At 67.6% G+C, this 20,302-nt stretch carries 19 protein-coding genes and 2 pseudogenes; 15 read left to right on the forward strand and 6 right to left on the reverse strand.

Annotated elements, in window-relative coordinates:
• The 4 genes and pseudogenes from A5625_RS26535 to A5625_RS26550 form a co-directional block, all read left to right on the forward strand.
• A pseudogene (locus A5625_RS26535) lies at window positions 1-533 on the forward strand (epimerase); the annotation flags it as partial.
• Between the two features lie 113 nt (window positions 534-646).
• Entirely contained in the window at window positions 647-1,468 is an 822-nt protein-coding gene (gene fdhD, locus A5625_RS26540) for a formate dehydrogenase accessory sulfurtransferase FdhD (RefSeq protein WP_067001449.1), read from the forward strand.
• 119 nt (window positions 1,469-1,587) lie between these two features.
• A complete protein-coding gene (locus A5625_RS26545) occupies window positions 1,588-1,965 on the forward strand; it encodes a YraN family protein (RefSeq protein WP_067001544.1) in 378 nt (125 codons plus the stop codon).
• A complete protein-coding gene (locus A5625_RS26550; RefSeq protein ID WP_067001452.1) occupies window positions 1,965-3,476 on the forward strand; it encodes a YifB family Mg chelatase-like AAA ATPase in 1,512 nt (503 codons plus the stop codon). The genes A5625_RS26545 and A5625_RS26550 overlap by 1 nt, the downstream gene beginning before the upstream one ends.
• Before the next feature lie 26 nt (window positions 3,477-3,502).
• On the opposite strand, the gene A5625_RS26555 is transcribed toward A5625_RS26550, so the two are convergent.
• Entirely contained in the window at window positions 3,503-3,778 is a 276-nt protein-coding gene (locus tag A5625_RS26555) for a DUF4190 domain-containing protein (protein WP_067001547.1), read from the reverse strand.
• A 113-nt stretch (window positions 3,779-3,891) separates the two neighbouring features.
• On the opposite strand from A5625_RS26555, the gene dprA reads away from it, so the two are divergent.
• On the forward strand, window positions 3,892-5,064 hold the full coding sequence (dprA, locus tag A5625_RS26560) for a DNA-processing protein DprA (protein ID WP_067001455.1): 1,173 nt from the start codon (window positions 3,892-3,894) through the stop codon (window positions 5,062-5,064).
• On the opposite strand, the gene A5625_RS26565 is transcribed toward dprA, so the two are convergent.
• Together A5625_RS26565 and A5625_RS26570 are read right to left on the reverse strand one after the other, a co-directional pair.
• Window positions 5,039-5,974: a hydroxymethylglutaryl-CoA lyase gene (locus A5625_RS26565; protein ID WP_067001458.1), complete on the reverse strand. Its 936-nt coding sequence runs from the start codon at window positions 5,972-5,974 to the stop codon at window positions 5,039-5,041. The genes dprA and A5625_RS26565 overlap by 26 nt on opposite strands.
• Complete coding sequence (locus A5625_RS26570) at window positions 5,971-7,236, reverse strand: CaiB/BaiF CoA-transferase family protein (RefSeq protein WP_232003836.1); 1,266 nt, start codon at window positions 7,234-7,236, stop codon at window positions 5,971-5,973. Before A5625_RS26570 ends, A5625_RS26565 begins: the two co-directional genes overlap by 4 nt.
• A 144-nt stretch (window positions 7,237-7,380) precedes the next feature.
• On the opposite strand from A5625_RS26570, the gene A5625_RS26575 reads away from it, so the two are divergent.
• The 4 genes from A5625_RS26575 (at window position 7,381) to A5625_RS26590 (ending at window position 11,635) form a co-directional block, all read left to right on the forward strand.
• The gene (locus A5625_RS26575; RefSeq protein ID WP_197516242.1) at window positions 7,381-8,763 is read left to right on the forward strand and encodes an MFS transporter; all 1,383 of its coding nucleotides are present in this window, start codon (window positions 7,381-7,383) and stop codon (window positions 8,761-8,763) included.
• 135 nt (window positions 8,764-8,898) lie between these two features.
• Window positions 8,899-9,984: a PPE family protein gene (locus A5625_RS26580; RefSeq protein ID WP_082984570.1), complete on the forward strand. Its 1,086-nt coding sequence runs from the start codon at window positions 8,899-8,901 to the stop codon at window positions 9,982-9,984.
• Window positions 9,985-10,116: 132 nt separating this feature from the next.
• Window positions 10,117-10,416: a PE family protein gene (locus A5625_RS26585; protein ID WP_067001465.1), complete on the forward strand. Its 300-nt coding sequence runs from the start codon at window positions 10,117-10,119 to the stop codon at window positions 10,414-10,416.
• Between the two features lie 10 nt (window positions 10,417-10,426).
• On the forward strand, window positions 10,427-11,635 hold the full coding sequence (locus A5625_RS26590) for a PPE family protein (protein WP_067001469.1): 1,209 nt from the start codon (window positions 10,427-10,429) through the stop codon (window positions 11,633-11,635).
• 26 nt (window positions 11,636-11,661) lie between these two features.
• Here A5625_RS26590 and A5625_RS26595 read toward each other — a convergent pair whose 3' ends face one another.
• A complete protein-coding gene (locus A5625_RS26595; protein WP_067001472.1) occupies window positions 11,662-12,480 on the reverse strand; it encodes an IclR family transcriptional regulator in 819 nt (272 codons plus the stop codon).
• Between the two features lie 133 nt (window positions 12,481-12,613).
• Here A5625_RS26595 and A5625_RS26600 point away from each other — a divergent pair, with 133 nt between their 5' ends.
• Genes A5625_RS26600 through A5625_RS26610 form a run of 3 tightly spaced genes read left to right on the forward strand, consistent with a single transcriptional unit; the run spans window position 12,614 to window position 15,606 of the window.
• Window positions 12,614-13,465 (forward strand): siderophore-interacting protein, encoded by an 852-nt coding sequence (locus A5625_RS26600; protein ID WP_067001475.1) that lies wholly within the window; start codon window positions 12,614-12,616, stop codon window positions 13,463-13,465.
• A gap of 41 nt (window positions 13,466-13,506) precedes the next feature.
• Window positions 13,507-14,667 carry an alpha-hydroxy-acid oxidizing protein gene (locus A5625_RS26605; RefSeq protein ID WP_067001479.1) on the forward strand — a complete coding sequence of 387 codons (1,161 nt, stop codon included), beginning with the start codon at window positions 13,507-13,509 and terminating at the stop codon, window positions 14,665-14,667.
• 33 nt (window positions 14,668-14,700) lie between these two features.
• The gene (locus A5625_RS26610) at window positions 14,701-15,606 is read left to right on the forward strand and encodes a tyrosine recombinase XerC (RefSeq protein WP_067001482.1); all 906 of its coding nucleotides are present in this window, start codon (window positions 14,701-14,703) and stop codon (window positions 15,604-15,606) included.
• A 228-nt stretch (window positions 15,607-15,834) separates the two neighbouring features.
• Here A5625_RS26610 and A5625_RS26615 read toward each other — a convergent pair.
• Window positions 15,835-16,326 (reverse strand): annotated as a pseudogene (locus tag A5625_RS26615) (M23 family metallopeptidase); the annotation flags it as partial.
• Window positions 16,327-16,609: 283 nt separating this feature from the next.
• On the opposite strand from A5625_RS26615, the gene rpsB reads away from it, so the two are divergent.
• From rpsB to A5625_RS26630, 3 genes are all read left to right on the forward strand, one after another.
• Window positions 16,610-17,443: a 30S ribosomal protein S2 gene (gene rpsB / locus A5625_RS26620; RefSeq protein WP_067001485.1), complete on the forward strand. Its 834-nt coding sequence runs from the start codon at window positions 16,610-16,612 to the stop codon at window positions 17,441-17,443.
• 1 nt (window position 17,444) lies between these two features.
• Window positions 17,445-18,260, forward strand: coding sequence for a translation elongation factor Ts (gene tsf / locus A5625_RS26625; protein ID WP_067001488.1), 816 nt, complete (start codon window positions 17,445-17,447; stop codon window positions 18,258-18,260).
• A gap of 75 nt (window positions 18,261-18,335) precedes the next feature.
• Entirely contained in the window at window positions 18,336-19,742 is a 1,407-nt protein-coding gene (locus A5625_RS26630) for an amidase (RefSeq protein ID WP_067001490.1), read from the forward strand.
• 40 nt (window positions 19,743-19,782) lie between these two features.
• On the opposite strand, the gene A5625_RS26635 is transcribed toward A5625_RS26630, so the two are convergent.
• Window positions 19,783-20,202, reverse strand: a complete 420-nt coding sequence (locus A5625_RS26635; RefSeq protein WP_156748597.1) for a MarR family winged helix-turn-helix transcriptional regulator — start codon at window positions 20,200-20,202, stop codon at window positions 19,783-19,785.
• Window positions 20,203-20,302: the final 100 nt, after the last annotated feature.

Genomic DNA, 20,302 nt, shown 5'->3' on the forward strand with positions numbered 1-20,302 from the left:
GCGAGGCGCTGCTCGCCGATATCACCAAGGATTCTTCGCTCGAGGTGTTCGTGTTGCGGCCGTGTGTCGTCGCCGGCCCCAAGGCCACCGCCCTGGCCGACGCGATGCCCTGGAACCAGCTGCCCGGTCCGGTGCGTGCGGTCGTCAAAGCCGTCCCGATCCTGAAGCCGGTGGTGCCGGATCCGGGTTTCCCGCTGCAACTGGTTCACCACGATGATGTCGCCGCGGCGATCGCGCTGGCGGCCACCGCCCCGGCACCGCCGGGGATCTACAACATCGCCGGCGACGGGGTCGTGACGGTGGCCGACGTGGCCAAGGCCCTGGGTGGCCGCCCGGTGCGGGTTCCCGCCGTCGCCGCCACCGCGGCCTCGGCGGCGATCTCGCGGGTGCCGTTCGTGCCGTCCATGCTCGAATGGCTGCATACCGCGCGGACGTCGATGGTCATGGACACCACCAAGGCCAAGACCCAGCTGGGCTGGCGGCCGCTGCACTCGTCGGCCGAGACGTTGGAAGCGTTGGCTTCCGGTTCGTGAGAGTGGCGTTCACGGTTTTCGGCGCGGTGGCGCCGGCCGGGGTAGGTTGATTCAGTGGGTTTTCAGCGTCTCGCCGCATTGCGCGACATCGCCGCCGGCGGTGAAATCGCCTAGTGGGGCGCGTAACGTCGCGTCGGCGGGTCACACATCTGGCCGCCGAGAAGGCGATCACCCGACCGGAAACCCTGGTCGTCGAGGAGCCGTTGGAGATCCGGGTCGACGGCGCGGCGGTAACCGTGACGATGCGCACGCCCGGATCCGATATCGAACTCGCGCAAGGGTTTCTGCTGACCGAAGGTGTCATCGCGGGCCGCGACGACGTACACAGCATCCGGTACTGCGCCGGACGCGATGACGACGGCGCGAACACCTACAACGTGCTGGACGTGACGTTGGCGCCCGGGGTGGCAAAACCCGATCTCGACGTCACCCGCAACTTCTACACCACCTCGTCGTGCGGGGTGTGCGGCAAGGCGTCACTGGACGCGGTGCGGCTGATCAGCCGGTTCTCACCGGGCACCGATCACGCGACTGTCGCGGCGGCCACGCTCAAGGCGATGCCCGACCAATTGCGTTCCGCGCAAAAGGTTTTCGACAGCACCGGGGGCTTGCATGCCGCGGCGCTGTTCCGAACCGACGGCGCGATGCTGGTGGTGCGCGAAGACGTCGGCCGGCACAATGCGGTCGACAAAGTGATCGGCTGGGCGATCGAACACCGGCAGATACCGCTGCAGGCCTCGGTGTTGCTGGTCAGCGGGCGGGCATCGTTCGAGCTGACACAGAAGGCGGTGATGGCCGGAATCCCGGTGCTGGCGGCCGTGTCTGCGCCATCCTCGCTGGCGGTGTCGTTGGCCGAGGAGTCCGGCATCACGCTGGTGGCGTTTCTGCGGGAGGACTCGATGAACATCTACACCAGGGCGGACCGGATCACCTAGTCGGCTGTCATCCGGTCGGCTGTGGATGAGTGCCGCACTGGGGATAACCGGTCGCTGCGGGCAGCCGCAGGCGCCGATGGCGGCCCGTCCCGTCGGGGCCGGCGTGGATCGTGACCGCCATGACGACCGAAACGACGATGACCCGGATCCAGCTGGGCGCGATGGGTGAGGCCCTCGCCGTGGATCATCTGACCCGGATGGGATTGCGGATCCTGCAGCGCAACTGGCGCTGCCGCTACGGCGAACTCGACATCATCGCCCGCGACGACGCCACCTCCACGGCGGTGTTCGTCGAGGTGAAGACGCGCACCGGCGATGGCTACGGGGGACTGGCGCATGCCGTCACCCCACGCAAGGTTCGGCGGTTGCGCCGGCTTGCCGGTCTGTGGCTGGCCGCCCAGGACCAGCACTGGGCGGCGATCCGCATCGACGTGATCGGCGTGCGGGTCGGGCGCCGCCGTACTCCGGAAATCACCCACCTGCAAGGGATCGGCTGATGGCGCTTGGACGCGCCTTCTCCGTCGCGGTGCGCGGCGTGGACGGGCAGATCGTGGAGATCGAGGCCGACATCACCTCCGGACTGCCTGGCGTGCACCTGGTCGGTCTGCCCGACGCCGCCCTGCAGGAGTCGCGCGACCGGGTCCGGGCGGCGGTCACCAACTGCGGCAACAGCTGGCCCCAGGCGCGGCTCACGCTGGCGCTGTCGCCGGCGACGCTGCCCAAGATGGGCTCGGTCTACGACATCGCTCTGGCCGCCGCGGTGTTGTCGGCGCAGCGCAAAAACCCCTGGGACCGGCTGGAGAAAACGGTGCTACTGGGTGAGCTGTCACTGGACGGGCGGGTCCGGCCGGTGCGCGGGGTGCTGCCCGCCGTGCTGGCCGCCAAACGTGACGGCTGGCCGGCCGTGGTGGTTCCGACGGACAACCTGGCCGAGGCCAGCCTGGTCGACGGCATCGACGTGTGGGGGGCGCGCACCTTGGGGCAGCTGCAGAAGTGGCTCTGCGGCAACGGTGTTCTGGACGGCAGGATCGACGCGCAGCCCACCGAGGGGGAGCCCGCGGTGGATCTGGTCGATGTGGTCGGACAGACGCAGGCGCGCTTCGCGGTGGAGGTCGCCGCGGCCGGGGCGCACCACCTCATGCTCACCGGCCCGCCGGGGGTGGGCAAAACCATGCTCGCCCAACGCCTTCCAGGTTTGTTGCCGCCGTTGACCGATGAAGAGTCGCTGGAAGTGACCGCGATTCATTCGGTGGCCGGGTTGCTGTCCGGCGACACGCCGTTGATCACCAGACCGCCGTTCGTGGCGCCACATCACAGTTCCAGCGTCGCCGCGCTGGTCGGCGGGGGCTCGGGGATGGCGCGCCCGGGTGCGGTCAGCCGGGCACACCGCGGTGTGCTCTTCCTCGACGAGTGCGCCGAGATCCGGGTCAGCGCGCTGGAAGCACTACGAACACCGTTGGAGGATGGCGAGATTCGGCTTGCCCGCCGCGACGGAGTGGCGTGTTATCCCGCCCGGTTCCAGCTAGTGCTGGCCGCCAACCTGTGTCCGTGCGCACCGGCCGATCCGCAGGACTGCATCTGTGCCGCGGCGGCCAAACGCCGCTACCTGGGCAAGCTTTCGGGGCCACTGCTGGATCGCGTCGACCTACGTGTGCAGATGCATCAGGTGCGGGCGGGGGCCTTCGCGGGCCGAGACGGTGAATCGACGGCACAGGTTCGGCACCGGGTGGCGCTGGCCCGTGCGGCCGCCGCCCAGCGATGGCTGCCGCACGGATACCGCACCAACGCCGAAGTCAGTGGGGCGTTGCTGCGGCGGCAATTCCGGCCCAGCAACGCGGCAATGGAACCGCTGCAACGGGCCCTGGACCGTGGCCTGCTCAGCATTCGTGGCCTCGACCGCACATTGCGGGTCGCGTGGAGCCTGGCCGACTTGGCCGGCCGCACATCTCCCGGGACCGACGAAGTCGCTGCCGCACTCAGCTTCCGCCAACCGGGGGCACAGCGATGAGCGCCGCGACCAACCGAGCCGGCGGGTTACTTGCGCGCCATCGCCAGCCAATCGGTGTGTCCGCCCCGCACCGCTATCGCTACGATCACCAGAATCGCGAATGCCCGGGCGAATTGCGCCATCGCACGGCCGCTTTCGCCTCGTTGTCCTATTTCGCGCAACGCGATGCAGGCAAGCCCCATGCTGATGATGGGGATGGGAAGACCGATCCAGCTGACCAGGCTGAGCGCGAACGCCGCGACGGCCCAAGGGTTTTTGGGACGCTCGGACGCGCTGTCCACCATCGGCAGGGTGAGAATCATGGGTCGTTCCATTCGTTGCGGGCCGGCGTGCGGCGACGGGCGGCTGACAACACCACGTTCGCGCACGGGACTCGGTGGATTCTTGGCGGATTCTTGGCACGAGGGGGACGGCGATGACGACGGTGCTCGACGATCCCGCACTGCGCGCCTGGGCCTATCTGTCCCGGGTGGCCGAGCCGCCCTGCGCCGAACTCGCCGCGCTTGTCCAACACGTCGGCCCGGTGGCGGCAGCCGAACGGGTACGACGCGGGCTGGTCGACGACGACCTGGCCCGACGCACCCAGGCTCGCCGCGAGATCGACTGCAGTGCAGCCGATCTCGGTCTGCTCGCCCGGCGGGGCGGCCGGTTGATCACCCCTGACGATGCCGAGTGGCCGGTGCTCGCGTTCGCTGCTTTCCGCGGTGCCGCACCACGACCCGGCGGTGGTGCGCCGATGGTCCCGCCGCTGGTGTTGTGGGCGCTGGGACCGGTGCGGCTCGATGAGGTCGCGTCCCGGGCTGCGGCCGTGGTGGGGACGCGCGCTGCGACCGCGTACGGCGAGCAGGTTGCCGGTGAATTGGCGGCCGGGCTGGCCCGGCGCGACGTCGCGGTGGTCTCGGGCGGCGCCTACGGCATCGACGGCGCGGCGCACCGCGCCGCCCTGGACTGCGACGGCATCACCGTGGCCGTGCTCGCCGGCGGCATCGACGTCCCCTACCCGAGCGGTCACACCGCGCTGCTGCACCGCATCGGCCAGCATGGGCTGCTGTTCACCGAATACGCCCCCGGGATCCGCCCGGCCCGCCACCGGTTCCTGACCCGCAACCGTCTGGTGGCCGCGATGGCAGGGGCCGCGGTGGTGGTGGAAGCTGGTCTGCGCAGCGGCGCGGCCAACACCGCGGCCTGGGCGCGGGCGTTGGGGCGAGTGGTGGCCGCGGTGCCCGGGCCCATCACGTCGTCGGCGTCGGCGGGCTGCCATGCGCTGCTGCGCCACGGCGCCGAGTTGGTCACCAGAGCAGACCATGTCGTCGAGTTGGTCGGCCACATCGGCGAACTGGCATCCGATGAGGCGCACCCAGTAACGCCACTCGACGGCCTCAGCGACGCCGAGCGCCGGGTCTACGAGGCATTGCCGGGCCGCGGTGCCGCCACGGTCGACGAGATCGCCGTCGCATCGGGGCTGGTGCCCGAGCTGGCGCTGGGACCACTCGCGATGCTCGAGCTGGCCGGATTGGTGCAGCGCCAGGACGGGCGCTGGCGAATCGTCCGGGCCGGGCGGCTCAGACCGACAGCTCCTGGCTGCTGATCACCCATTCGAATGCGTTCGCGGTGGACCGCGCGCCTTGGGCGGCTTTCGAGCGGTTCGGTTCGCCGAGCTGGCTCAGCAGCCGTCCCGCCGCGGTCACGATGTCGGCGAACACTGGGGGAGTCAGGTATCGGGGTTGCAGCGCGAACAGAAGGTCCTCAGTGGGCGTGTTGCCGCTTGCCCCAGGTGCAAACGGACAGCCGCCCAGACCGCCGAGCGCTGCGTCGACCATGGTGGCGCCCGCCCGGATAGCCGCGAGGGTGTTCGCGACTCCCATGCCCCACGTATCGTGCCCGTGGAAGACGATCTCGTGCTCGGGCGTGACGTCGCCGACGAGTTCGACGAGCCGCTGCGCCTGGTCGGGCGTGGCCTGGCCGAGCGTGTCACACAGCACGACACTCGAGACGCCCCTCGCGCGACCGTCCGTGACCAGGTCGAGGACGCGTTGGGGATCTACGGCACCGGTGTACGGGCAGGTGAACGCGGTGGCCAAGGTCAGCTGCAGCTGGCCACCGGCGGCCGCGACGAGATCGGAGGCCTTCGGAAGAGCAGCCATGCTTTCATCGGTAGTGCGCCCGACATTGGCGAGGTTGTGGTGGTCGCTGACCGACAGGCAATATTCGAAATTGCGTGCGCCGGCCTCGATTGCCCGGGCGATGCCCCGTGGGGTAGCCGTCCACACCCAGCACCGTTGCAGCTCCTCTGGAGTCAGCGATGCGATGACGTCGAGGGTGTTGGCCATGGGCGGCACCAAGTCGGATCGCGCCATCGCACCGATTTCGATCGCATCTATGCCCGAGGCCAGTAGGAGGCGCGCTAACTCGACTTTTGTCGCCGTATCGAGCAGTTTGCCGGTGAGCTGCAGGCCGTCGCGCAACGTGACGTCGCGCAATTGGACTGAGGGGGTCATCTGGTCAGCTCCTTGCTGTCGAGGCGGTGGGAGTGCAGATCGGCGGCGAGAGCGCCGAGGACTTCTTCGGTGTGTTCACCCAGATCCGGTCCGAGGCTTTGGATTTCGCGGGGGCTGTCCCCGATGCGCGGCACGACGCCCGGGAATGCGACGTCGGGCAGGATCTCGGTGCCGGTGGACACCGGCATGCGCTGGATCATCCCGCGCGCCAAAAACTGCTCGTCGGCCGCGATATCGGGAGCGATGTTAATCGGTCCCGCGGGAACCGCGGCGTCCGCCAGCGCAGCAAGCACATCATCGGCAGGCATTCGAGCCGTCCATCGTCCGATCGCGTCATCGAGCTCTTCGCGCGCATGCCAGCGCAGCGCGTTGTTGGCCAGACGCGGCGAGTCGGCCAGGTCCGGTCTGCCGATGCACCTCATGAACCGCTGGTAGATGGCGTCGCCGTTGCCGGCGATGACCACCCAGCGGCCGTCGCGGCACAGGTAGGCATTCGACGGAGCGATGCCTTCCATACGGCCGCCGCAACGGGCACGGGTGACGTGATACGCGTCATACTCGGGGACCAACGATTCCATTACCGAAAAGATCGCTTCGGTCAACGCGACGTCCACGGTGCGGTCAGCCACTCGGGTGGATCGTCTTGCCGCACTGTCCTTTCGACGCTGGTGCAATGCCACCAAGGCGCCGAACGCGGCATAAAGACCCGCGATCGAGTCGCCAATCGACACGCCGACCCGTGATGGTGGGCGGTCCGGTTCGCCGGTGAGTGCGCGAAGACCTGCCATCGCCTCGGCCACTGCGGCAAATCCCGGTTCATGCCGCCGAGGTCCAGTCTGGCCGTATGCCGAAACGCGCACGATGATCAGATCCGGGTTCACCGCACTCAGCTCGGCCGGGCCGATACCCCACTTCTCCAGGGTCCCCGGCCGGAAATTCTCGAGAACGATGTCGCAGGAGCGGACCAGTTCGCGGACCGCCGCCTGGCCGCGGTCGGTCTTGAGGTCCAAAACCACGGACTTCTTGTTGCGGTTGATGGTCCGGAACAGCATCGACGTCGTACCGGAATAGAGACGCCAGGTGCGCAACTCGTCTCCGGTCTCGGGGCGTTCGATCTTGATGACTTCGGCGCCGAAGTCGGCCAAGAGCCGTCCCGCAGTTGGTGCGGCGATGTAGTTACCCAGCTCAAGGACGCGTATGCCGTCCAGTGGTCCGCCGTTGAATCTGTCCATTCGCGCCGCCTCCCGACCCACATCGTGCATCAAAAACTACATTATGGCTACGCAAGTCTTCCCTAACGTGACGCGATCCACTACATTCTGGCGATGTAGTTCTAATCACATTGCAAGCGGCGAACCACTTAGTAGGCCAGAGTCGGCGAGCCCTTCACGACGCGAAAGACGGGAATGACCACTTCACCAGTCGTGTCCACGGCCGGGAGCACTGTCGGCGACCTGCTGGACCGCATGCCCGTAGGCGCCATGCACCGCAAGGTCATCGTCGCCGTGGGGCTCGGCCTGTTTTTTGAGATGTACGAGATCTTTCTGTCCAGCACCATGAGCAGCGCCCTTCAACACGAATTCGGGGTGCATGGCACGGTTCTCAAGCTGGTGCTGGCGTCGTCGTTCGTCGGAATGTTTGTGGGGGCGGCACTTTTCGGCGGCCTGGCCGACCGGATCGGACGTCGCAAGGCGTTTCTGGTTGGCCTGGGCTGGTTTTCGGCGTTCTCACTGGTCGGCGCATTTGCACCGTCGCCGGCGCCGCTGGTGGTCGCGCGGTTCCTGGCGGGTGTGGGAGTCGGTGCGGTGTATCCGGTGGCGGACTCCTACCTCGCTGACGTCCTGCCGAAAGAACGCCGTGGCCGGCTGGCCTCCTACGCCTACACGTGCTCGTACCTCGCCGTACCGTTCGCCGGGTTCTTGGCGGTCTGGTTGAGCGGACATTCGCCGCTCGGGATCGCGGGCTGGCGCTGGCTGTTGGCCATCGGCGCCTCAGGTGCCGCGATTGTCTTCAGCCTGAACCGGTGGCTGCCCGAGTCGCCGCGCTGGCTTGCCGGCGTGGGACGCATGGAAGAGGCGCAGCAGGCGTTGGCGAAGTTTGCGGCCGGGACGAATGTGCGTGTTGTGCAGACGAACTCAGCCGACCCGCGCAGCACCGTCGTACAGTCCGAGCCTCGTCAGTCCAGACTGATGCTGTTGCGGCGCTCCCCGTACAACCGCCGACTGGTGATGTTGGTGTTCTTCCACCTGTTCCAGACCTTCGGCTATTACGGGTTCGGCACTCTTTCCGCGCTGGTGCTGGTCAATCGCGGCTACCCCGTCGCCTCGTCGATGTTGTTCAGCGCGTTGTCGTTCATCGGGTATCCCATCGGATCGGTCATGGCGATCCCGCTGATGGCGCGGTTCGAACGCAAATTCTTGCTCGTCGGCTCGGTCGTGGCGGTCGCCGCTTTCGGTCTTATGTTCGCGACCCAGTCGTCAGTTCTGCTGATCATTCTGTTCGGCTTCTTGACCACCGCTACCAGCAATGTCTTCTCCAACGTCTATCACGTGTACCAGGCGGAGATTTTCCCCACCGCGGTGCGCGGCACCGCAGTCGGTTGGACCTACTCGTTGTCCCGATTATCCAGCGGCGCATCGCCCTTCGTTCTGATACCGGTCCTCGACGCCTACGGCCCCGCCGCGATGTTCGCAGTTGTCGCAGCCGCGTTGACCGTCGTCATCGTCTCGGTGCTCGCCCTGGGGCCGCGTACGTCGCGCCGCGCTCTCGATGAGATCAACCCGACATGATGCTTCCACCCGCTCTCGATCACCCCGACAAGCCGACGGCTCTGCGACGGTGCGCACCAAGACTGCGAATCACTGAAGAGGCTAACGAGATAACCCAACATCCCGGTCACGCTCGAGTCCCGCTAAGGAGAAGTGATGATTGATTTCGGGGTCCTACCGCCGGAAATCAATTCGGGCCGAATATATGCCGGTGCGGGTTCGGGGCCGATGGTGGCCGCGGCGGCGGCCTGGGATGGGCTGGCAGCCGAATTGGCATCGACCGCGGCCGGCTATTCCTCGGTGACCATCGAGTTGACCAGCTCTCCCTGGCTGGGCCCGGCATCGCGGTCCATGATGGCCGCGGTTACGCATTTCGTCGCTTGGTTAAGTGCCGCAGCAGAATTGGCCGAGCAGGCGGGCATGCAGGCCCGGGCCGCCGCATCGGCCTATGAGGCAGCCTTCGCGATGACGGTCCCTCCAGCGGTGATCGCCGAGAACCGCGCGCTGTTGATGGCGCTGATCGCGACGAACTTTTTCGGCCAGAACACCCCGGCAATCGCGGAGACCCAAGCCCACTATGGCGAAATGTGGGCCCAAGACGCCGCCGCGATGTACACCTATGCCGGCTCCGCGGCGACCGCTTCGCAATTGGCCCCGTTCACCGAGCCGACCCAGACCACCGACCAAGCCGGGCTGGCCCAACAGCAAGCTGCGGTCGCTCAGGCCGTAGCCACAGCGGCGGGGACTGGCGGCCCGTCGGCGACACAGTCAGACATCAACGACATGATCAATAGCTTGGCCAATCAGATAAAAGGACTTCTGTTCACTCCCCTTGACCTCATCTACTGGCCGATGGTCTATGTGGGACAGCTGATTTTCCAGCAGATGGGTGTGCTGTGGCCTGCGCATGTCGCCGTCGGGGCCGTAGCCGGCTTATCTGCAACGCCCGCCCTCGCGGCGCCGGCCAACCTCGGCGCCGGGCTGTTCTCGGCAAAATTGGCTTCGTCGAACAAGATCGGCTCGCTATCCGTACCGCCCAGCTGGGCCGCGACAGCACCCGAAACAGTAGAAGAGTCCATCGTCGAGGTGACAGGTGCCCAGGGCGTCAGCGGAGCGTCGAACGGACCGGAAGCGCTGCTGCGCCAGCTAGGCCCGGCTCGCGGCAGACGTGACCGTGGCTTGCCCTCCCGCGAATATGGATTTCGCCCCCGCTTTACCGCTCGTCCACCATCGGCCGGGTAACGACATGGTCCGCAACACAATTCGAACATCAAGGCCTTCGACTGCGATCGTCCGGAGTGCGATCCAATCGTTGTCAATACCGCAAATCCTCGAGGCGCATTGAGCCGGAAGGCTATTGAGTAAGGAGATCATATGTCCTTTGTTACTGCACAACCAGAAGCGTTAGCGGCAGCGGCTGGCGCATTGCGGGCTATCGGCTCTGCGCTTGCGGCTCAGAACGCGGCAGCGGCGGCACCGACGACGGGGGTGATTCCCGCTGCCGCAGACCAAGTGTCGATACTGACCGCGGCGCAGTTTGCCGCCCATGCACAGCAGTATCAGCAGGTCAGTGCGCAGGCGATGGCGATTCACGAGATGTTCGTCAACGCACTGAATCTCAGCTCGGGATCGTATGCGGCCACCGAGGCCGCCAACGCGATCGCAGCCGGTTAAGGGGCGCGCGATGCTCGACTTTGGGATGTTGCCACCCGAGGTCAATTCGGGGCTGATCTATGCGGGTGCGGGCTCGGCTTCGATGATCGGGGCGGCTTCCGGGTGGAATACTCTGGCCGCTGAGCTGAATTCGGCCGCCCTAGCCTACGACAGAGTGGTGAACACATTGTCCGGCGAGGAGTGGTTAGGGCAGGCCTCGGCATCGATGGCGCAGGCCGCCGCTCCTTATGTGGAATGGATGAGAAGCACTGCCGCAGCGGCTGAGCATGCGGCCAGTCAAGCCATGTCCGCTGCGACGGCCTTCGAAACGGCACACGCCGCGATGGTGCCGCCGCCCGTGATCGCGGCAAACCGTGTCAACCTAATGCAGCTGTTGTCTACCAACGTGCTGGGCCAAAACACCGGGGCGATAGCAGCTTTGGAAGCCCAGTACGGGGAGATGTGGGCAACCGACGCGGCCACGATGTACAACTATGCGGGCCGATCGGCGAACATCTCGGCGGTCAAACCGTTCACCTCGGCACCCCCTACGACCAACCCGGCTGGTATGGCCAATCAGACCGCCGCGGCGACCGGTAGCTCGGCTGGCGCGGCGCAAAGCACGTTGCACAGTGCGATGGGCAAGATCACCTCGGCGCTGGGGAAGCTGTCCACCGGTATGCAGGCTGCCGACCCGGCGGCCCCACCGGCGGATCCGGTGAAGAGCATACTGACCTCGGGTCCGCTGGGATGGCTGGGTGATATTTTCACCTTCTACGCGCCGTTTTCCACCACGTTCTACAACACCGAGGGCCTGCCCTTCTTCTCCGCCGGCATCGCCAACACCTTTATTTCGATCGCGAAATCCACAGGCGCACTTGGCGGTGCGGCGACCGCGGCCGCACCGCCGGCGGCCGCACCGGCGGTGATAGCCCCACCGGCAATCGCGCTGGGGTCGGGCGGTAGCGGGGCTTCGGTTGCGGGATCGTTGGGCAACGCGGCCTCCGTCGGTCGTTTGTCGGTTCCGCCGGTCTGGGGTGAGAATACGTTCGCGCAGCCACAGCATGGGACGGTCCTGCCGCCCGTCAGCAATATCAGGGAGGCCGCGGACGCACGGCCGGCAAACGTCCTCGGCGGCATGCCGCTCGGCGGGCCCGGGGCAGGTGACGGAGGGGCCGGCAGGGGGCCCCGATATGGGGTGCGCCCCACGGTCATTCCGCGGCCGCCGGCTGCCGGATAGCGGGGTCGCGTCGTGGCAACGCTGACTCAATAAGGGAGGCGGCCGCCGAGTGTGCGCGTCACCTGATCGGCGGCGCTGACCACGTTGTCGGCCCACGCGGCGGCGAGCTCAGGGGAGAACCGGAAGCTGGGCCCGCTGATCATCAACGCGCCCAGCACCCGACCGTGCGCATCGAACACCGGCGCCGCGACGCCGGTAGCGCCCTCGTCACGTTCACCGCTGGTGATGGCGAAGCCCATGCGGCGTGCTTCTTCGACGTTGGCGCGCAAGATGTCTGGATCAGTGACCGTCGCATCGGTGAACCGGACCAAATCGGACGCCAGCACTTCCTGCAGAGCATCGTCGTCCCAGGCCATCAGGACCCGTCCCGCCGACCCGACGTGCAATGGAACGATCTTGCCGACATGCATTTCGCGGCGGATGCCATGGCGTGTCTCGGCCATAGCGACGCAAACCCGGAAAGGGCCCTCGCGACGGAAGAAGCAGGCGGTCTCGCCGCTCGCGTCGCGCAGCGACTCCAGTGCCGGTGATACCGCGTCCAGCAGGCCCATGCTGCTGGCAACTGGAGCCGCCCAGTACGCGACCCGGGCCCCGATCCGGAAACGATCGCCCACCCGATCAAGAAACTCCTCAGCCACCAGATTGGCCACCAGCCGCTGCACCGTCGACGTCGGATAGCCGGTCCGGACGCGAATCTCGCCGAGGGTCAGTTCGGGCTCAGACAGCGTGAAGGCGTCCATGATGCCGCGGAGTTTCGCCAATACCAGCAACGGCTTGATGCCCGCGGACAACTGCCGCGGCACCAGGGTCCGTGGCGGAATATCCAAATCGTCAACCTCGCTCATTCCTTGATTGTCCCGGTAAGAGACTCACTGCAGTTGCCTGACACGCATTTTGCGCCGCCCGCCGCAGGCCAAGCTGCATCAACGACGCGACTCGTATAGTCGACCGGGGATCGGTGTCTGGACAGGAGGACAAGTGGCAGGTCGACCGCTGCAATGCTTCGAAGTTGTCGGTACCGAACACCTCACGCCGCACATGGTGCGGGTAGTGCTCGGGAGCAGAAGCTTTGACGCTTTCGTGCCCAGCAAGTTCACCGACTCCTACGTCAAGCTGGTGTTCGTCGCCGACGACGTGGACGTAGCCGGCCTACCCGAGCCGTTGACCCTCGACAGCTTCGCTGACTTGCCGCCGGAGAAAAAGCCGTCGGTGCGGACCCTCACCGTCCGCAACGTGGACGTCGAGAAGCGCCAAATCACGCTGGACATCGTCGTGCACGGCGAGCATGGCTTGGCAGGCCAGTGGGCGTCCACCGCCCAGCCCGGCCAGCCGATCTATCTGATGGGCCCCGGCGGCGCGTACACCCCCGACCCCGCGGCCGACTGGCATCTGCTGGCCGGCGACGAATCGGCGCTGCCGGCCATCGCCGCGGCGCTGGAAGCGTTGCCCGCCAACGCAATCGGCCAGGCCTTCATCGAGGTCGCCGGCCAGGAGGACGAGATCCCGCTGACCGCACCCGAAGGCGTCGAGGTGCACTGGGTCTACCGCGGCGGGCGTGCCGATCTGGTTCCCGAGGACCGTGCCGGCGATCACGCGCCGCTGATCGAGGCGGTGACCAGCGCTCCGTGGCTGCCCGGACAGGTGCACGTCTTCATCCACGGCGAGGCGCAGGCCGTCATGCACAATCTGCGCCCCTACATCCGCAAGGAGCGGGGCGTGGACGCCAAATGGGCGTCGTCGATCTCGGGGTATTGGCGCCGCGGCCGCACCGAAGAGACGTTCCGACAATGGAAGAAAGAACTGGCCCAGGCCGAATCCGGGTCCTCGTAGCGGCCTCGTCAGTCTCAGGTCCGGCTGGCATCCTCATTTCCATGGCATTCGGCGACTACCAGAACGAGATTTACTTCAAGGGCCTGGGCGGGGTAGCACCCGCCTTACCAATGGCCTTCGCGGAGTTGGAGGCTCGGGCCGCACAGGCCATGTCGCCTTCGGTGTGGTCCTACGTGACCGGTGGCGCCGGCGACGAACGGACACAACGGGCCAACCGGGAGGCGTTCGATCACTGGGGCCTGATCCCGCGCATGTTCGTCGGCGCCGCCGAGCGCGACATGTCGGTGGAGATGTTCGGCCTGACCCTGCCGTCGCCGGTGTTCATGGCACCGATCGGCGTGATCGGCATCTGCGCTCAAGACGGCCACGGCGACCTGGCCACCGCGCGCGCCGCCGCGGCCACGGGGGTGCCCATGGTCGTCTCCACCCTGACCGCCGACCCGATGGAAGACGTCGCCGCTCAGTTCGGCGAGACCCCGGGTTTCTTTCAGCTGTACACGCCCAAGAATCGTGACCTGGCCGCCAGCCTGGTGCAGCGAGCCGAAGCGGCCGGTTACCAGGGCATCATCGTCACCCTGGACACCTGGATTCCCGGGTGGCGCCCGCGCGACCTCAGCACGGCCAACTTTCCCCAGTTGCGGGGGCTGTGCCTGAGCAACTACACCAGCGATCCGGTCTTCCGCGCCGGCCTGCAGCGGCCGCCGGAGGAGGACCCGCAAGGCACTGTGCTGCAGTGGGTAACGACCTTCGGAAATCCGTTGACCTGGGACGACCTGCCGTGGCTGCGGTCGCTGACCGACCTGCCGCTGATCATCAAGGGCATTTGCCATCCCGACGACGCCCGGCGCGCCAGGGACGGCGGCGTGGACGGCATCTACTGCTCCACCCACGGCGGCCGGCAGGCCAACGGCGGCCTGCCCGCGCTGGCGTGCCTGCCCGGGGTCATCGAGGCGGCCGACGGGTTGCCCGTCCTGTTCGATTCGGGCATCCGCAGCGGCGCCGACGTCGTCAAGGCACTCGCGCTGGGCGCCACCGCGGTAGGCATCGGCAGGCCTTACGCCTACGGTCTGGCCCTCGGCGGCGCCGACGGCATCGTTCACGTGCTGCGCTCGATCCTCGCCGAAGCAGACCTGATCATGGCCGTCGACGGCTATCCCACGCTCAAAGATCTCACCCCGGACACGCTTCGGCGCGTCGACTGACCCCGCACACCCGACGTCTGCCAGCGTGGGGGAGTGCCGGACAGCGAACCGATTCTCGAAGAGTTCGACGAGTACCTGGCGTTGCAGTGCGGGCGTTCGGCGCACACCCGTCGCGCCTACCTCGGCGACCTGCGCTCGCTGCTCGTCTTCATCGCCGAGCGCGGCGCCGGTCTGGACGAATTGAGCCTGCCGCTGCTGCGCTCGTGGTTGTCCGCCGCCGCGGCGGCCGGTGTTGCCCGCACGACGCTGGCCCGGCGCACCTCGGCTGTCAAGGCCTTCACCGCCTGGGCAGTGCGGCGCGGCCTGCTGACCGCGGACCCGGCCGCGCGCCTGCAAGTGCCGAAGGCGCACCGCAGCCTGCCCGCGGTGCTGCGCCAGGATCAAGCCCTTGACGCCATGGCCGCCGCCAAATCCGGTGCCCAGCAAGGTGATCCGATGGCATTGCGAGACCGGTTGATCGTCGAGATGTTGTATGCCACCGGGATCCGGGTCAGCGAGCTGTGCGGCCTGGACATCGACGACGTCGACACCCGGCATCGGCTGCTGCGCGTGCTCGGCAAGGGCAACAAGCAGCGCAGCGTGCCGTTCGGCAGGCCCGCCGGCGAGGCGCTCGACTCGTGGCTGGCCGACGGGCGCCCAGCCCTGGTCAACGCCGAGTCTGGACCGGCGCTGCTGCTGGGGGCGCGGGGCCGCCGGCTCGACGTTCGCCAGGCGCGCACCGTCGTGCATCAGACCGTCGCCGCGGTGGACGGCGCACCGGACATGGGACCGCACGGCCTGCGGCACAGCGCGGCCACACACCTGCTTGAAGGCGGCGCCGACCTGCGCGTTGTTCAGGAGCTGCTCGGCCATTCGAGCCTGGCCACCACCCAGCTCTACACCCATGTCGCGGTGTCGCGGCTGCGCGCGGTACACGATCAGGCTCACCCCCGGGCCTGAGCGTCGCCGCGGTCCTGGCGGCCGGCGTCGCCGCGCTTCGCGCGCCACAAGTCCCAGCGGCCACACCAGACCCTGGCGGAAAGGCGCATCGCGTGTGCTCACCTCCCAGCGACAAGCCGTTTCCGCTGGTCATCGGCCCGCCACGGGACTGTCGCTCGGAGGCGGGCACTGAGCCTGTCCACCAGCGCAGCGACTCCTGTGGCTCCTGTTACTTTGCGGGCCGGTGACCTGCGGCCCTAGCGGCTTGAGCCGGATCGGCGTGGCCTTCAGCAGACCCAGCGGATCGACATAGTGGGCACCGGCCGCCGGCCCCCACATCGCGCCCCAATGCAGACATGCCGCGGCCGGGCAGCCGGCATGGCCGGCCACCAACTCACCGATCACGGTCGCCGACGTCACCGGCTGGCCGACCCGCACCGCCGCCCGGACCGGCTCATAACTGGTGTGCAATCCGCCCGGATGCGCCAGCGACACCACCGGCCGCCCGGCCAGCACCCCGGCGAACACCACGGTCCCGGCGCCCGCGGCGTACACCGGCTGACCGGCCGTACCGGCCAGGTCCACACCCCGGTGACCGCGATGCCAGTCTTGGGCCGGGGCGTCGAAGGCCCGGGTGACCGCCGGCGGCGGGCGCAGCGGCCAGTCCAGGCGATCTTCGGCGGCAACCGCCGGCACCGCGCTGACCAGGCCCGCACACAACAGCAGCACTTTCCACCGCATCCAGGCAGTTCAACGCGGTAGCGCCGGACCGGCCACCCGGCCTTGTGGACAAGCCGCCCGGCTGGGGAAGCGTGGCAAAACCACCTGCTGAGTCGGTGTAAACTGCTGGTCGCAGCTCGTTCGCGGGCTGACTTCGCGCGTCTGCATCGCGTCTCTGGTTCCACGAGGAGTACGCACCGCATGCCGGGCGGTCCCGTTTAACGACGGGTCCGGCATCGCAGCAGCCGCCAGGGCCCGGCCTCACCCGACGCCGGGCGACAACCGACACAAGTAAGGCACAAACATGGCCGTCGTAACCATGAAGCAGCTGCTCGACAGCGGCACCCACTTCGGGCACCAGACCCGTCGCTGGAATCCCAAGATGAAGCGGTTCATCTTCACCGACCGCAACGGCATCTACATCATCGACCTGCAGCAGACGCTGACCTTCATCGATCAGGCGTACGAGTTCGTCAAGGAAACCGTCGCCCACGGTGGCAGCGTGCTGTTCGTCGGCACCAAGAAGCAGGCGCAGGAATCGGTGGCGGCCGAGGCCACCCGGGTCGGCATGCCCTACGTGAACCAGCGCTGGCTGGGCGGCATGCTGACCAACTTCTCCACCGTGCACAAGCGGCTGCAGCGCCTCAAGGAACTCGAGGCGATGGAGCAGACCGGTGGCTTCGAAGGCCGCACCAAGAAGGAAATCTTGATGCTGACCCGCGAGAAGAACAAGCTGGAACGCAGCCTCGGCGGTATCCGCGACATGGCCAAGGTGCCGTCTGCGATCTGGGTCGTCGACACCAACAAGGAGCACATCGCCGTCGGCGAGGCCCGCAAACTCGGTATCCCGGTCATCGCGATCCTGGACACCAACTGCGACCCCGACGAGGTCGATTACCCGATCCCGGGTAACGACGACGCGATCCGTTCGGCCGCGTTGCTGACAAAGGTGATCGCCTCCGCGGTCGCCGAGGGTCTGCAGGCCCGCGCCGGAGTCGGCCGTGGCGACGGCAAGCCCGAGGCCGAGGCCGCCGAGCCGCTCGCCGAATGGGAGCAGGAGCTGCTGGCCTCCGCTACCGCCACCGCCCCCACCGACGCCGCTGCGGGCACCCCCGACTCAACCCCCACGGAAGGCTAATATGGCGAACTTCACCGCTGCCGACGTCAAGCGGCTTCGGGAACTCACCGGCGCCGGCATGCTCGACTGCAAGAACGCGCTGGCCGACAGCGACGGCGACTTCGACAAGGCCGTCGAGGCGCTGCGCATCAAGGGCGCCAAAGACGTCGGCAAGCGTGCCGAGCGCGCGACGGCCGAAGGTCTGGTGGCGGCCCAGGGCGGCGCGCTCATCGAGCTGAACAGCGAGACCGACTTCGTCGCCAAGAACGCGGAGTTCCAGGCGCTGGCCGACCAGATCGTGGCGGCGGCCGTGTCGTCGAAGGCCAAAGACGTCGACGGGCTCAAGGCCGCCAGCGTCGGTGATAAGACCGTCGAACAGGCCATCGCCGAACTGTCGGCCAAGATCGGCGAGAAGTTGGAGCTGCGCCGTGTCGCGAACTTCGACGGCACCGTCGAGACCTACCTGCACCGGCGGGCGGCCGACCTGCCTCCCGCGGTCGGCGTGCTGGTCGAATACGAAGGTTCGGACACCGAGGCCGCCCACGCCGTCGCGCTGCAGATCGCCGCGCTCAAGGCGCGCTACCTGTCCCGCGACGACGTGCCCGAAGACGTCGTGGCCAGCGAGCGCCGCATCGCCGAGGAAACCGCCAAGGCGGAGGGCAAGCCGGAGCAGGCGCTGCCCAAGATCGTCGAGGGCCGGCTGAACGGCTTCTTCAAGGACGCGGTGCTGCTCGAGCAGCCGTCGGTGTCGGACAGCAAGAAGACCGTCAAGGCCCTGCTCGACGACGCCGGCGTCACCGTGACGCGGTTCGTTCGCTTCGAGGTGGGTCAGGCCTAACCCGGGCCGAACCGGGGCCGTTGCGCAAGCGGGGAATCTCCCGCATGCGCGGGTGCGCGAGTTAGCGTCAGTGGCATGCGACACGTGCACGCTTTCGGCGACGACGCCCTCGGCGATCTGGACGCGGTCGGCCTGGCCGACGCCCTGAAATCGGGCCGGGTCGGCAGGGCCGAGGTGGTCGAGGCCGCGATCGCCCGCACCGAGGCCGTCGACCCGCTGCTGAACGGGTTGGCGTACGCGGCTTTTCAGCAAGCGCGAGCGGCCGTGTCCGACCCGCCGAGCGGCTACTTCGGCGGCGTCCCCACGTTCATCAAGGACAACACCGACGTCGCCGGGCAGCCCAGCATGCACGGCACCGACGCGTGGACGAGCTGGAACGCCGTCGCCGACAGCGTGTTCACCAAGCTGTTCCTGGCCACCGGGCTGATCTCGGTGGGCAAGACGCAGCTGTCGGAGTTCGGGTTCAGCGCGTCGGCCGAACACCCGCGGCTGGGCCCGGTCCGCAACCCGTGGGACACCGAATACAGTGCGGGCGCGTCCTCGTCGGGGTCGGGTGCGTTCGTCGCGGCCGGTGTGGTGCCTATCGCGCACGCCAATGACGGCGGCGGTTCGATCCGAATTCCGGCCTCGTGCAATGGCTTGGTGGGGCTCAAACCGTCCCGCGGGCGGTTGCCACTGGACTCGACGCTGCGCCGGATGCCGGTGGGTGTCGTGGTCAACGGCGTGGTGACCCGGTCGGTCCGTGACACCGCGGCGTTCTACCGTGAGGCGGAGCGGATCTGGCGCAACCCCAAGCTGGCCCCGGTCGGCGACGTCACCGCGCCTGGTCGGCAGCGGTTAAGGATCGCCGTGCTGACCCGCTCGGTACGGCGCGAGTGCAGCCCCCAGATACGGGAGTTGACGCTGAAGACCGCCGGCCTGCTCGAGGAGCTGGGGCATCGTGTCGAACACCTCGACGAGCCTCCGGTCGCGGCGAGCTTCGTCGACGACTTCGTCATGTACTGGGGATTTTTGGCGCTGGCCCAGGTACGCGGCGGGCGACATATGTTCGGCGAGACGTTCGATCCCAGCAAGCTGGACAGCCTGACGCTGGGCCTTCTTCGGCACACCAGCCGCAATATCCACCGCCTTCCGATGGCGATCGTGCGGCTGCGCCGGGCGCGCCGGCGCACCGCGGCGTTCTTCGGCACGTACGACGCGGTGCTGACGCCGACGCTTGCCGACGAGACGCCCCGCATCGGATTTCTGGCGCCGACCGATTACCAACAGGTGATGAGCCGGCTGATCGATTGGGTCTCGTTCACCCCGCTGCACAACGTCACCGGCGAACCCGCGATCTCGCTGCCGTTGGCCTCATCCGCCCACGGCATGCCGGTGGGCATGATGCTGTCGGCCGATATGGGTCAGGAAGCGCTGCTGCTCGAATTGGCCTATGAGCTTGAAGAGGCGCAGCCGTGGACCGGTATCCCGGCCGCGGGGTGATTTCGGCGACCCGCGTCGCCCGGCTGCGCCGCGCTTGCCGCTAGTCGGAGCCCAGTTTCTCGAGCATCCTTTTGAATTCGCGCTGCTGAGTTTCGGTGAGCTTGCTCAGGATGCGGGCATCGGCGCCACGGACCGCGCCTTCGGCGCGCTTGAGCAGGGCGCGGCCCTGGCCGGTCAGGTTGGCCGGGAGCGCGCGTCCCGATGACACCGACGACGGGCGTGCCACCGCCCCGACTTCTTCCAGCTTGCGCAGCACCGTGTTCATCGCCTGCGGGGTGACGTTGGTGTGGCGGGACAACTCCGCACTCGACATCCCCGGATAGAGCGAAAGAATGCGCAGGCAAACGAATTCGGGCAGGGTCAGGCCCAGCGGACCCAACACGGCGGAAACCTCTGGTCGCAGAACCGCTGCCACTCGATAGAGCAGGTAACCAAGCGGCGCATCGTCGGCCTGAATCACGTCAACGATATTGGCATACTTCTACCGGCTCGATGCGCAACTTGTCCGGGACCGCGATTGTCTGCCCGGCGAAGGGGTAACCGACCGGTTACCGGCAGCC

The organism is Mycobacterium sp. 1465703.0, from assembly GCF_001672975.1.
Taxonomy (GTDB): domain Bacteria; phylum Actinomycetota; class Actinomycetes; order Mycobacteriales; family Mycobacteriaceae; genus Mycobacterium.